Source organism: Bradyrhizobium sp. USDA 326 (genome assembly GCF_049739485.1).
Classification (GTDB): Bacteria; Pseudomonadota; Alphaproteobacteria; order Rhizobiales; family Xanthobacteraceae; genus Bradyrhizobium.
In genome coordinates this window covers 674,858-688,317 of sequence record NZ_JBMGQA010000001.1, presented here as the reverse complement: position 1 = coordinate 688,317, position 13,460 = coordinate 674,858, and the positions used below count along the sequence as shown (strand labels likewise).

At 64.4% G+C, this 13,460-nt stretch carries 13 protein-coding genes; 12 read left to right on the top strand and 1 reads right to left on the bottom strand.

Going from position 1 to position 13,460, the window contains the following annotated elements; translation table 11 throughout:
• Positions 1–122 precede the first annotated feature (122 nt).
• From hflK to ABIG06_RS03285, 4 genes are all read left to right on the top strand, one after another.
• Entirely contained in the window at positions 123–1,259 is a 1,137-nt protein-coding gene (gene hflK, locus ABIG06_RS03300; protein ID WP_370134214.1) for an FtsH protease activity modulator HflK, read from the top strand.
• Entirely contained in the window at positions 1,256–2,152 is an 897-nt protein-coding gene (gene hflC, locus ABIG06_RS03295) for a protease modulator HflC (RefSeq protein WP_124159939.1), read from the top strand. Before hflK ends, hflC begins: the two co-directional genes overlap by 4 nt.
• A gap of 71 nt (positions 2,153–2,223) precedes the next feature.
• Positions 2,224–2,430: a DUF2065 domain-containing protein gene (locus ABIG06_RS03290; protein WP_028177121.1), complete on the top strand. Its 207-nt coding sequence runs from the start codon at positions 2,224–2,226 to the stop codon at positions 2,428–2,430.
• Between the two features lie 142 nt (positions 2,431–2,572).
• Positions 2,573–4,093: a Do family serine endopeptidase gene (locus ABIG06_RS03285; protein ID WP_370134212.1), complete on the top strand. Its 1,521-nt coding sequence runs from the start codon at positions 2,573–2,575 to the stop codon at positions 4,091–4,093.
• A 116-nt stretch (positions 4,094–4,209) separates the two neighbouring features.
• Here the strand turns inward: ABIG06_RS03285 and serB are convergent, their stop codons facing one another.
• Positions 4,210–5,115, bottom strand: a complete 906-nt coding sequence (gene serB / locus ABIG06_RS03280) for a phosphoserine phosphatase SerB (protein ID WP_370134209.1) — start codon at positions 5,113–5,115, stop codon at positions 4,210–4,212.
• 10 nt (positions 5,116–5,125) lie between these two features.
• Between serB and miaA the strand changes: the two genes are divergently transcribed.
• From miaA to ilvC, 8 genes are all read left to right on the top strand, one after another.
• The gene (gene miaA, locus ABIG06_RS03275; RefSeq protein ID WP_370134208.1) at positions 5,126–6,067 is read left to right on the top strand and encodes a tRNA (adenosine(37)-N6)-dimethylallyltransferase MiaA; all 942 of its coding nucleotides are present in this window, start codon (positions 5,126–5,128) and stop codon (positions 6,065–6,067) included.
• Positions 6,068–6,395: 328 nt separating this feature from the next.
• Positions 6,396–8,171 carry an acetolactate synthase 3 large subunit gene (locus ABIG06_RS03270; protein ID WP_124159936.1) on the top strand — a complete coding sequence of 592 codons (1,776 nt, stop codon included), beginning with the start codon at positions 6,396–6,398 and terminating at the stop codon, positions 8,169–8,171.
• A 4-nt stretch (positions 8,172–8,175) separates the two neighbouring features.
• Positions 8,176–9,147 carry a threonine dehydratase gene (locus ABIG06_RS03265; protein ID WP_370134205.1) on the top strand — a complete coding sequence of 324 codons (972 nt, stop codon included), beginning with the start codon at positions 8,176–8,178 and terminating at the stop codon, positions 9,145–9,147.
• 23 nt (positions 9,148–9,170) lie between these two features.
• Complete coding sequence (gene ilvN / locus ABIG06_RS03260; RefSeq protein ID WP_061879307.1) at positions 9,171–9,713, top strand: acetolactate synthase small subunit; 543 nt, start codon at positions 9,171–9,173, stop codon at positions 9,711–9,713.
• A gap of 3 nt (positions 9,714–9,716) precedes the next feature.
• Complete coding sequence (locus ABIG06_RS03255; protein ID WP_124159934.1) at positions 9,717–10,412, top strand: class I SAM-dependent methyltransferase; 696 nt, start codon at positions 9,717–9,719, stop codon at positions 10,410–10,412.
• A 49-nt stretch (positions 10,413–10,461) separates the two neighbouring features.
• Entirely contained in the window at positions 10,462–11,337 is an 876-nt protein-coding gene (locus ABIG06_RS03250; protein WP_124159933.1) for an EamA family transporter, read from the top strand.
• Positions 11,338–11,344: 7 nt separating this feature from the next.
• Complete coding sequence (locus tag ABIG06_RS03245; protein WP_124159932.1) at positions 11,345–11,947, top strand: LysE family translocator; 603 nt, start codon at positions 11,345–11,347, stop codon at positions 11,945–11,947.
• Positions 11,948–12,079: 132 nt separating this feature from the next.
• Positions 12,080–13,099: a ketol-acid reductoisomerase gene (gene ilvC, locus ABIG06_RS03240; RefSeq protein WP_027577255.1), complete on the top strand. Its 1,020-nt coding sequence runs from the start codon at positions 12,080–12,082 to the stop codon at positions 13,097–13,099.
• Positions 13,100–13,460: the final 361 nt, after the last annotated feature.

The following is a 13,460-nucleotide window of genomic DNA, read 5'->3' as shown; positions in this document are numbered from 1 at the left end:
CGTGCCCGAGCATAGCTCGGAAGACGACCCGGGCTGCGTTGTAAGGGACCTGCCTGTCCCCTATAAAGCCGGACCGGACAAAGCGGGCGGGGGCAATTCCACCCTGCCGAGGAGAGCGTCGAATGCCGTGGAAGAATCAGGGCGGTGGCCCATGGGGCTCGGGTCCAAAGGGACCATGGGGCTCCGGCCCGCAACCGGTCGGGCCGAGGCCGCCGGATCTGGAGGATCTTCTGCGGCGCGGCCAGGACCGCCTCCAGCAGATCATGCCGGGCGGCTATTTCTCCGGCGTCGGCATCACGCTGATCATCCTGCTGATCGTCGCATTCTGGCTGCTGTCGGGCTTCTTCCGCGTGCAGTCCGAAGAGCTCGGCGTCGTGCTGCGCTTCGGCAAGCATGTCCGCACCGTGCAGCCGGGCCTGAACTACCATCTGCCTTATCCAATCGAGACAGTGCTGCTGCCCAAGGCGCTGCGCGTCAACACCATCTCCATCGGCATGACGCTGATCGACGATCCGGCGCGGCGCGGCCGCTCGGTTCGTGACGTGCCGGAAGAGAGCCTGATGCTGACCGGCGACGAGAACATCGTCGACGTCGACTTCACCGTGCTCTGGCGTATCAAGCCGGACGGCGTCGGCGATTTCCTCTTCAACATCCAGAATCCCGAAGGCACCGTGAAGGCGGTCGCCGAGAGCGCGATGCGCGAGGTGATCGGCCGCTCGCAAATCCAGCCGATCCTGACCGGCGCGCGGAACGTCACCGAGCAGAACGTGCATGAACTGATCCAGAGGACCCTCGACAGCTACGGCGCGGGCATTCAGATCAGCCAGGTGCAGATGCAGAAGGTGGATCCGCCGGCGCAGGTGATCGACGCCTTCCGCGACGTGCAGGCGGCGCGCGCCAATCTCGAGCAGTTGCAGAACGAAGCGCAGACCTACGCCAACCAGGTGGTGCCGCAGGCGCGCGGACGTGCAGCTCAGATCCTTCAGGCCGCCGAAGGCTACAAGGAGCAGGCGGTCGCAGAGGCCAAGGGCCAGAGCGCGCGCTTTCTGAAAGTTTACGAGGAATACAGGAAGGCGCCCGACGTGACGCGTGAACGGATCTATCTTGAAACGATGGAGCGCGTCCTCGGCGGCGCCGACAAGCTCGTCTATGACGGCGGCGCCTCGGGGCAGGGAATCGTGCCCTATCTGCCGCTTCCCGAACTGACGACCAAGCGGCCGCCTACCACCGGTCCGCAGTCGAGCGGAGGCAGCCGATGAGGTCTCCGGTTACAGGTTTCGTCGCTCTGCTCGGGCTGCTCCTGGTCCTGATCGTCGGCTACATGTCGCTGTTCACGGTACAGCAGACCGAGCAGACCATCGTGCTCCAGTTCGGCCGGCCCGTCGACGTCGTCACCACACCCGGCCTGCATTTCAAGGCGCCGTGGAATTCGGTGATCAACATCGACAAGCGGATCCTCGATCTGGAGAATCCGTCGCAGGAGGCGATCGCATCCGACCAGAAGCGGCTCGTCGTCGACGCCTTTGCGCGCTACCGCATCAAGGATGCGCTGCGTTTCTATCAGAGCATCGGCTCGATCCAGGCTGCCAACATCCAGCTCACCACGCTCCTGAACGCGGCGTTGCGCCGCGTGCTCGGCGAGGTCACCTTCATCAACGTGGTGCGCGACGACCGCGAGAAGCTGATGCTGCGCATCCGCGACCAGCTGGATCGCGAGGCCGACGGCTACGGCATCGAGGTCGTCGACGTCCGGATCCGCCGTGCCGACCTGCCGGAGCAGAACAGCCAGGCGGTCTACCAGCGCATGAAGACCGAGCGTGAGCGCGAGGCCGCCGAGTTCCGTGCTCAGGGTGGACAGAAGGCGCAGGAGATCAAGTCCAGGGCCGACCGCGAGGCCACCGTCATCGTCGCGGAGGCCAATTCGCAGGCCGAGCAGACCCGCGGTGCGGGCGATGCCGAGCGCAACCGCCTGTTTGCGGAAGCCTACAGCAAGGACGCCGACTTCTTCGCCTTCTACCGGTCAATGACGGCCTACGAGAACGGGCTTCGTTCGAACGACACCCGCTTCCTGCTGCGGCCGGACTCGGATTTCTTCCGGTACTTCAGTAATCCGTCCGGCAAGACGGCAAATGAGACGCCGGCGAAGCCGTAAGCTAGACAAGGGCGGCCGGTCTGGCCGCCCTTTGTCCAGACAAGAACAGTATAGCGGGAGGTTCCATTCCGATGAGGTCCATTGCGTTCGCCGACTTCCTCATCGGCCTAGGCATCCTGTTCGTGCTTGAAGGCTTGATGTTCGCGGCCAGTCCCAACTGGATGCGCAAAGCCATGAAGAGCGCCATCGCTACGCCGGACAACGTCCTGCGGGCGGTTGGGATCGGCTCGGCCGTGGCCGGCCTGGTCCTGATCTGGGTTATCCGGCGCCCGATTTAGGGCATCAGGCCAACGCCAAAGTGAAGGCGACAGACTGGTTTTCGTCGTATTGTCGGGGTCTTGAGGCCATTAAGCTCCGCGCTTGCGTCGTGCCCCCCTTCGAGCGCAGTCTGGCGCCGAATCCCTTTGTCTGGAGATCACAATGACCGCTGCCACCACTGCCCCGTCCGGCTCGCGCCGTTGCGTGCGACTTGGTGTGCGAATTGGGCTGGCCGCGCTCGCCGTCAGTGCTTTCAGCGCGTTCGGCACGCCGGCCCATGCGCGCGGACCGGATGGCATCGCGGACGTCGCCGAGAAGGTGATCGACGCGGTCGTCAACATCTCGACGTCCCAGACGGTCGACGCCAAGGGCGGCGGCGGCAGCAACACCATGCCGCAACTGCCGCCCGGCTCGCCGTTCGAAGAGTTCTTCGACGACTTCTTCAAGAACCGCCGGGGCCCCGGTGGCGGCAGCAAGGGCGGCGACAACAACCCCCCACGCAAGACCAACTCGCTCGGAAGCGGCTTCATCATCGATACGTCAGGCGTCGTCGTCACCAATAACCACGTCATTGCGGACGCCGACGAGATTCACGTCATCCTCAACGACGGCACCAAGATCAAGGCCGAGCTGGTCGGCGTCGACAAGAAGACCGATCTCGCCGTGCTCAAGATCAAGCCGCCGAAGCCGTTGGTCGCGGTCAAGTTCGGCGACTCCGACAAGCTGCGCCTCGGCGACTGGGTGGTCGCGATCGGCAATCCCTTCAGCCTCGGAGGCACGGTGACGGCCGGCATCGTCTCGGCCAAGAACCGCGACATCTCCTCAGGGCCGTACGACAGCTATATCCAGACCGACGCCTCCATCAATCGCGGCAATTCCGGCGGTCCGCTATTCAACCTCGACGGCGACGTCATCGGCGTCAACACGCTGATCATCTCCCCATCCGGCGGCTCCATCGGCATCGGCTTCGCCGTGCCGTCGAAGACGGTGGTGGGCGTCGTCGATCAGCTCCGCCAGTTCGGCGAGCTGCGCCGCGGCTGGCTTGGGGTGCGCATCCAGAGCGTCACTGACGAGATCGCCGAGAGTCTCAACATCAAGCCGGCGCGCGGTGCGCTGGTCGCCGGCGTCGACGACAAGGGCCCGGCCAAGCCCGCCGGCATCGAGCCCGGCGACGTCGTCGTCAAGTTCGACGGCAAGGACGTCAAGGATCCGAAGGACCTGTCCCGTGTCGTCGCCGACACGGCGGTCGGCAAGGAGGTCGACGTCGTCATCATCCGCAAGGGACAGGAAGAGACCAAGAAGGTCACGCTCGGCCGCCTCCAGGACCCCGAAAAGGTGCAGGCCGCGGTGAAGACCGACGAGCCCGCGCCCGAGAAGCCGGTGACGCAGAAGGCGCTTGGCCTGGACCTCGCAGCGCTCAACAAGGATCTGCGCACGCGCTACAAGATCAAGGACAGCGTCAAGGGCGTGGTCGTCACCAATGTCGACGCCAATTCAGACGCGGCCGAGAAGCGCCTCTCGGCCGGTGACGTCATCGTCGAGGTCGCGCAGGAAGCGGTGTCGAGCGGCGCCGACATCCAGAAGCGGGTCGATCAGCTCAAGAAGGACGGCAAGAAGTCGGTGCTGCTGCTGGTCTCCAACGGCGACGGCGAGCTGCGTTTCGTCGCACTGAGTGTGCAGTAACTGCATCCGTCATTCCGGGGCGATGCGAAGCATCGACCCCGGAATCTGGAGGTTCCCTGGTGCGCGATTGCGCACCTGAGGTCTGGTGCTTGCACCATCCCGGAACGACGATTGTGTCAGCCCTCGACGAACTCGTCGCGTCGATACCCCTGCGCATAGAGCAGCGCGGTGAGATCGCCGTGATCGATCCGCGCCGCCGCGGCCGCGGCCACCGCGGGCTTGGCATGATAGGCCACGCCGAGCCCCGCCGCCTGAATCATCGCGAGATCGTTGGCGCCGTCGCCGACCACCACCGAGTCGATGTCGTCGAGATCGAACGACTCCATCAAGTCCACCAGCGTCGCGAGCTTTGCCGCGCGGCCGAGGATCGGCTCCTTCACCTCGCCGGTGAACTTGCCGTCGCGCACCACGAGCTCGTTGGCGCGGTTCTCCTGGAAGCCGATCTTGGCGGCGATCGCGGTCGTGAACAGCGTGAATCCGCCGGAGACGAGGCAGGTGTAAGCGCCGTTCGCTCGCATGGTCGCGACCAGTGTTCTGCCGCCCTGCGTCAGCGTGATGCGCCTGGCCAGCACCTCGTCGACCACGTTTGTGGGCAGGTCCTTGAGCAGCGCAACGCGCTCGCGCAGCGCCGGCTCGAACTCGATCTCGCCGCGCATCGCGCGCTCGGTGATGGCGGCGACATGCGCCTTCACCCCGACGAAATCGGCGAGCTCGTCGATGCATTCCTGGCCGATCATGGTGGAATCCATGTCGGCGAGAAAAAGCTTCTTGCGCCGGGCGCCGACTGGCTGCACGACGATATCGATGGGCAGGTCGCCGCGGAGCTCGCGCAACCGTTGCTCGATGGCGTGACGGTCGCCTCTGAGGTTACTGTCGGTGCCGAAGGGGATGTCGACCGCGACCCCGTCGAACAGCCAGTGCGCCGGCGCCGCCTGTGGCAGCACGGCGCGGGCGCCGTCGACGACGGTCGAGTCGAGCGCGGGATTGTCAGGGTTGCAGATCAGCGTGGCAACGAGGGACATTGAGGGTTTCGTGAGCGAGGGGCATTCAAGCAAGGCCGTGCTTATCGCAGGCCCGACCGCCAGCGGCAAGTCGGCGCTGGCGCTCGAGCTTGCCCTCGCCACCGGCGGTATCGTCATCAATGCCGATTCCATGCAGGTCTACCGCGACCTCCGCATCATCACGGCGCGGCCGCCAGCGGCGGACGAGGCGCTCGTGCCGCATCGCCTCTATGGCCATGTCGATGCGGCCGTGAATTTTTCGGCGGGCGCCTGGGTCAGCGACGCGGCGAAGGCGCTCGATGAAGCAAGGGCTCAAGGCCGTCTGCCGGTCTTCGTCGGCGGCACAGGGCTCTATTTCAAGGCTCTGACGGCCGGCCTCTCCGTGGTGCCGCCAATCCCGGCCGAGGTGCGGGAGGACGTGAGGGAACGGCTGGAGCGGAACGGCGTCGAGGCGCTGCACGCGGAACTTGCGCGCCGCGACCTGGCCGCAGCCGAGCGATTGAACCTGCGCGACCGCACGCGGATTGCGCGCGCGCTCGAGGTGATTGAGGCGACCGGGCGTTCACTGCTCGACTGGCACCGGGAGGGACAGCCACCGCTGCTGCCGAAGGACAGCTTTTGCGCGCTGTTTCTCGCGCCTGAGCGGGACGAGCTCTACGCCCGCATCGATGCCCGCTTCGACGCCATGCTAGGAGCCGGCGCTTTGAGCGAAGTCGAGCGGCTCGCCGCCAGACACCTCGATCCGCTGCTGCCGGCGATGAAGGCTCATGGCGTGCCGGCACTGATCCGGCATCTGCGCGGCGAGCTCAGCCTGGAGGAGGCCGCCAACATCGGCTGTGCCGACACCCGCCACTACGCCAAGCGGCAATTCACCTGGTTCCGGCACCAATTGCCGGAATTCGAATGGGTCAGGCCGGAGGGGGCGAGGAGTTGGCTCGCGGCGGTCGTGAACGCGCGCTGGGCTTCCGACTAACGCGGATTTGTGACGGGGGCTCGAATTTACCTCTCGCCGAACCCGGGGAACAGGGCTACACTGGCAAAATCGCGTGGGAATGGCCGCATTGCCTTGACATCCGGGCTTTGGCCGCTATGTTTCGCGCAACCTTTGGGAAGCCGAGCGCCTGCCATGCGTAACATTATTACCAAACTCCTTATCGCCGTCGTACCCAGGCACACCGCCGGGGGTGGCTAGCTGCCATCCACAAGACAGGCGGTGTGCATGGGCCCTCTTCGGGGCCTTTTTTATTTTCCGAACCCGACACGAACGAAGCCGCTGACAACAGCGCATCCGGAGCAAGCCAATGAGCGACAAGAGCCACGACCCGAACCAGATGACCGGCGCCGCGATGATTGTCCGCGCGCTCATCGATCACGGCGTGACCGACATTTTCGGCTATCCCGGCGGCGCCGTGCTTCCGATCTATGACGAGATCTTCCAGCAGAGCGAGGTCCAGCACATCCTGGTCCGCCACGAGCAGGGCGCAGGCCATGCCGCCGAGGGCTATGCGCGTTCGACCGGCAAGCCGGGCGTTGCGCTGGTGACCTCCGGTCCCGGCGCCACCAACATGGTGACGCCGCTCACCGACGCGCTGATGGACTCGATCCCGCTGGTCTGCATCTCCGGCCAAGTGCCGACCCATCTGATCGGCAACGACGCCTTCCAGGAATGCGACACTGTCGGCATCACCCGTCCCTGCACCAAGCACAATTGGCTGGTGCGCGACGTCAACGATCTCGCGAAAGTGCTGCATGAGGCCTTCTACGTGGCGACCTCCGGCCGGCCGGGTCCCGTGCTGGTCGACGTCCCCAAGGACGTGCAGTTCGCAACCGGCACCTATCATCCGCCACGCAAGTCCGACGTGCACCGCTCCTATGCGCCGCGCGTGAAGGGCGATGCGACGCAGATCCGCAAGGCCGTGGCGCTGCTGGCCAATGCCAAGCGTCCCGTGATCTACAGTGGCGGCGGCGTCATCAATTCCGGCCCCGACGCGACCAAGCTGCTGCGCGAACTGGTCGAGGTTACCGGTTTTCCGATCACCTCGACGTTGATGGGCCTCGGCGCCTATCCCGCGTCGGGCAAGAACTGGCTCGGCATGCTCGGCATGCACGGCACCTACGAGGCGAACATGACGATGCATGATTGCGACGTCATGCTCTGCGTCGGTGCGCGCTTCGATGACCGCATCACCGGCCGCGTCGATGCGTTCTCGCCGGGCTCGAAGAAGATCCACATCGACATCGACCCGTCCTCGATCAACAAGAACATCCGCGTCGACGTGCCGATCATCGGCGATTGCGGCAACATCCTCGGTGACATCCTCCAGGTGTTCAAGGCGGAGGCGAAGAAGCCCGACATCAAGTCGTGGTGGCAGCAGATCGCGCAATGGCGCGCCCGCAACTCGCTCTACTACAAAAAGAGCAACGACGTTATCCTGCCGCAGCACGCGATCCAGAGCCTGTTCGAGGCGACGCGCGGCAAGGACACCTACATCACGACCGAGGTCGGCCAGCATCAGATGTGGGCGGCGCAGTTCTACGGCTTCGAGGAACCGCATCGCTGGATGACGTCGGGCGGTCTCGGTACCATGGGCTATGGCCTGCCGGCGGCGGTCGGCGTGCAGGTTGCCCATCCCGACAGTCTCGTCATCGACATCGCGGGCGATGCCTCGGTGCAGATGACGATGCAGGAGATGTCCACGGCAGTGCAGTACGAGCTGCCCATAAAGATCTTCATCCTGAACAACCAGTACATGGGCATGGTGCGGCAGTGGCAGCAGCTGCTGCACGGCAACCGCCTGTCGCATTCCTATTCGGAAGCGCTGCCGGATTTCGTCAAGCTCGCGGAAGCCTATGGCGCCGTCGGCCTCCAAGTGCACAAGCCTGTCGATCTCGAGGGCGCCATCAAGGAAATGATCTCGGTCAAGCGCCCCGTGCTGTTCGACTGCCGCGTCGCCGCGCTGGAAAACTGCTTCCCGATGATTCCCTCCGGCAAGGCGCACAACGAGATGCTGTTGCCGGAGCAGGCGAACGATGAAGCCACGGCGAAGGCGTTCGCCGGCGGCAAGGCGCTGGTGTGAAGCCATGTTCGACCTGAACGAGCTCGAGCACGCATGTGCGATCGTGGGGCAGGCCGTGCCGGCAACGCCGGCGCATGCCTGGCCGCTGCTCGCTGAACGCCTCGGCACGCAAGTTCTGGTCAAGCACGAGAACCATACCCCGATCGGCGCGTTCAAGGTGCGCGGCGGCCTCGTCTATCTCGACCGGCTCAAGCGCGAGCGGCCGAATACGCGCGGCATCATCTCGGCGACGCGCGGCAATCACGGCCAGAGCCTGGCCTTTGCCGCAGCTCGTCACGGCATTCCTGCCGTGATCTACGTGCCGCGGGGCAATTCGGTCGAGAAGAACCGCGCCATGAAGGCGTTTGGTGCCGAACTGGTCGAGCATGGCGACGACTTCCAGGCGGCCGCCGAAGAGGCCCAGCGGCGCGCCCAGTTTACCGGTCTGCACATGGTGCCTTCGTTCCATCCGGATCTCGTGCTCGGCGTCGCGACCTATGCGCTCGAGTTGTTCAGATCCGCACCTGACCTCGACATCCTCTACGTGCCGATTGGGCAGGGCTCCGGCATCTCCGGCTGTATCATGGCGCGCGACCTGCTGGGTCTGAAGATCGAGATCGTCGGTGTGCAATCGACCGAGGCGCCGTCCTACGCGCTGTCGTTCGCGGCCGGAAAGATCGTCACGACCGAAACCAGCAATACGCTCGCAGACGGCATGGCGACGCGCATTCCAGACCCGGATGCGTTCGCCCTGATCCGCAGGGGCGCCTCGCGCATCGTGCAGGTCACCGACGACGAAGTCGCTGCAGCGATCCGCGCCTACTGGACCGATACACATAATCTCGCCGAGGGCGCCGGCGCTGCCGCGCTCGCTGCGGCACTTCAGGAAAAGGCAAGACTGTCGGGCAAGCGCGTCGGTCTCGTGCTGTCCGGGGGCAACATCGATTTCGATCTGTTCCGCCGTTGGGTCGGGACGGACGCGCCAGCGATGGCGTGATGGAGAGTCAAGAGGGGACGACAATGAACCAGCCCGCATCCGCCTACTTCATCGAGGACCGCCACGATCCCAACGAGACGCACACGCTGGCGGTGCTCGTGCAGAACGAGCCGGGCGTGCTCGCCCGCGTCATCGGCCTGTTCTCGGGGCGCGGCTACAACATCGAGAGCCTCACGGTCTCGGAGACCGAGGCCCAGAAGCATCTGTCGCGCATCACCATCGTCACCACGGGTACGCCGATGGTGATCGAGCAGATCAAGCACCAGCTCGATCGCATGATTCCGGTCTACCGAGTCGTCGACATGACCTTGACGAAGCGTTCGATCGAGCGCGAGCTGGCGATGGTGAAGGTGCGCGGGCAGGGCGAGCACCGGGTCGAGGCGCTCAGGCTGGCGGATGCGTTCCGCGCCCGCGTGATCGACGCCACCACCGAGAGCTTTGTGTTCGAGATCACAGGCAATACGGACAAGATCAATCAATTTATCGACCTGATGCGCCCGCTCGGCCTTGTCGAGGTGTCGCGCACCGGCGTCGCCGCGATCGGTCGCGGGCCTGAAGGGATGTGAACCATGCTGGCGCGCGACTGGTACTACAACGAGCGGAACCGGATGGGGATCGAGCCCGCGGTGGCGTCGATCTACGACAACCATGACGATGCCGATCTGCGGGCGCGCGCCGCGCTCAAAATGCTCGGTGTGCAGCGCGGCTGGCGTATCGCCGATATCGGCTGCGGCAACGGCGTGCTCGCCACCGAAGCCGCGCTGATGGGCGCGGAAGTCGACGCCATCGACATCTCGCCGGCGATGCTCGCGCTCGCCGAGATCTACGCCCGCGACCGCAAGGCGCCGGTGCGTACCCAGTCGGCAGGTCTGCTCAGCTTCGCCTACCGCCCGGAGTCCTACGATCTGATCGTCAGCGAGTTCACGCTGCACCATTTGCCGGATTTCTGGAAGGCGGTGGCGATGTCGCGGATCTATCGCGCGCTGAAACCGGGGGCGAGCTTTTACTTGCGCGACATCGTCTATGTGTCGATGCCTGACTCCGTCGAGCGTGACGTCGAGCAATGGGCCGATTTCCAGATCAAGAACCACGATTTTTCCCGCGAGGGCGTGGTGACCCACATGCGCGACGAATATTCCACCTTCGGCTGGGTGATGGAGCGGATGCTGACGGACGTCGGCTTCACTCTGGTCTCGGCCGATTACCACGCGCCGATGCACGGCACATATCTGCTGCGGAAACCGAAAGCCGGCGAGCAAGGCTAGACCAGAACAACAAACAGGGCTGTCCGAACGGGCAGGACCGGAAACGATAATGAAGCCCGCCGACATCCTCATTGCCGTCACGGTGGCGATCATCTGGGGACTTGCCTTCGTGGCAAGCCGAATCGCGCTCGACGAACTGTCGCCGGAGTTGATGACGGCACTACGATTCACCATTGCCGCGGTGCCCTGCCTGTTCGTTCGCAAGCCGAAGATTGCCTGGTCGCTTCTGATCGCGATCAGCTTCACGCTGTTCCTCGGCCAGTTCCTGAGCCAGGCCTATGGCATCGCCCATGGCGTTCCGGTGGGCTTGACCTCCGTCGTGGTGCAAAGCCAGGCGCTGTTCACCATCGGCTTTGCCGCGCTCGCATTCGGCGAGCGGCCGACGCCGCTGCAGACGCTGGGTATCATCGTTGCCGCGGCGGGCCTGCTGATGATCTGCGGCACCGTTGGCTATGATTTCAGCGTCGCAGCATTCGCTGTGCTGATGATCTCGCCGCTCAGCTTCGCCCTTGGAAATCTCCTGCTGCGCGGCGCCCGCGGCGTGCCGATGTTCGACCTGTTCGCCTGGCTATGTCTCGCGTCGGCGGCGCCGCTGCTCGTGCTGGCGCTGATCGCCAATGGGCCGGCTCCGACCTGGACGTCGCTGACCCACATGTCGCTGACGTCAGCACTCTGCGTGCTGATGCTCGGCGGCATCTCCACCAGCATCGCCTATTGGCTGTGGGGCCGCCTGCTGCGCGACTATCCCGCCGCGCAAGTGGTGCCGTTCGCGCTGCTGGTGCCGTTCGTCGGCTCGGCCGCCTCCAGCATCGTGTTCGGCGAGCGGTTCGGACCCCTGCGCCTCGCCGGCATGCTGACCGTGATCGGCGGCATCGCCGTGATGGTGCTGGCGAAGCGCCCGCAAGTCGTGCCGAAGACTGCGTGAGGCGAATATGACCTACTCGCTGTTCTACGCCTTCCTCGCCTTCATGGTGGTGATGTACTTCACCCCGGGGCCGAACAACATCATGCTGTTGTCCTCCGGCCTGACCTACGGCTTCCGGCGCACGATCCCGCACATCGTCGGCATCGTCATCGGCTTCGCCTTCATGATCGCCGCCGTCGGCCTCGGGCTCGGCACCGTGTTCTTGGCCTATCCGATCCTCCAGACCATCCTCAAATATGCCGGCGCCGCCTACCTGATTTACCTGGCCGCCGTGATCGCGCTGTCCGGTCCGGCCAGGCCCGGCGAGGAGAAGGCTCGCGGCCCGATGACCTTTTGGGGTGCGGCCATGTTCCAGTGGATCAATGCCAAGGGCTGGGTGATCGTGATCGGCACCATCACCGCCTATGCCGCGATCGCCCAATTCCCGCTCAACATCGTCATCCAGACCGTGATCAGCCTCGTCGTCGGCACGGTCTCGACCGTGGTCTGGGCCCTGTTCGGCACTGCGCTACGGCCGGTCCTGACTTCCGAGCGGCTGGTCCGCGCCTTCAATATCCTGATGGCGGTCCTGCTGCTCGCTTCCCTCTACCCCGTTTTCACGGATGCATGATGTCGCGGATTTCCATGCAGAAACGGGTTTCCCTCAGGGCTGAAAATGCTCTAGACAGCCCCCGAAATCCGCAAATTTCACCCTTCGGACACTGACCATTGGCCGATTTCGGCCCTGAACGAGGAAACGACCATGCGTGTTTATTACGATCGCGACGCCGACCTGAACCTGATCAAGGGCAAGAAGGTCGCCATCGTCGGCTATGGCAGCCAGGGCCACGCCCATGCGCTCAACCTGAAGGACTCCGGCGTCAAGGAAGTCGCCATTGCACTGCGCAAGGGTTCGGCCTCGGCCAAGAAGGCGGAAGCTGCCGGCTTCAAGGTGCTGGAAGTCGCCGAAGCCGCCAAATGGGCCGACCTCGTCATGATGCTGACGCCGGACGAGCTTCAGGGCGACATCTACCGCGAGCACCTGCACGACAACATGAAGAAGGGCGCGGCCCTCGTGTTCGCCCACGGCCTCAACGTTCACTTCAACCTGCTCGATCCGCGCGCCGATCTCGACGTGCTGATGATCGCGCCGAAGGGCCCCGGCCACACCGTGCGCTCGGAGTATCAGCGCGGCGGCGGCGTGCCCTGCCTGATCGCGATCGCCAAGGACGTCTCGGGCAACGCCCATGACCTCGGCCTGTCCTACGCCTCCGCCATCGGCGGCGGCCGCGCCGGCATCATCGAGACCACCTTCAAGGAAGAGTGCGAGACCGATCTGTTCGGCGAGCAGGTCGTGCTCTGCGGCGGCCTGGTCGAACTGATCAAGGGCGGCTACGAGACCCTGGTCGAAGCCGGCTACGCGCCGGAGATGGCCTATTTCGAGTGCCTGCACGAAGTGAAGCTGATCGTCGACCTGATCTATGAAGGCGGCATCGCCAACATGAACTACTCGATCTCCAATACCGCCGAATACGGCGAGTACGTCACCGGTCCGCGCATCATCACCGACGAGACCAAGAAGGAGATGCGGAAGGTTCTTGCCGACATCCAGGGCGGCAAGTTCGCGCGCGACTGGATGCTCGAGAACAAGGTCAACCAGACCTCGTTCAAGGCGACCCGCGCCAAGCTCGCCGCGCACCCGATCGAGGAAGTCGGCGCCAAGCTGCGCGACATGATGCCTTGGATCAAGAAGGGCGCGCTGGTCGACAAGAGCAAGAACTGACGGCTACGCCGTCATTCCGGGGGCGCGAAGCGCAACCCGGAATCCAGAGGTTGTGGATCGAGATTCCGAGTTCGCGCTAAAGCGCGCCCCGGATGACGGACGAAACGCAACCTTGCTCGCCAAACCAAATCTTAAATCTTCGCGGCTATGATCGAGCGAGATCGCAAACAGTGGTCTCGCTCTTTCTGTCCCGCCCGAAGCATTGCTGCTTCGTTCAATTTCTTCGCGGGTTGACGCGCAGCCTGAACGCGAAGAACCGACTTTTAAACCACATTCTTGGTATTGCGGCGTTTGTCTCACTTTCTCCCTGCATTCCGAACATCAAAACCTCTGCGTCTTCAGGGGGCAAGGATTCGGCTCT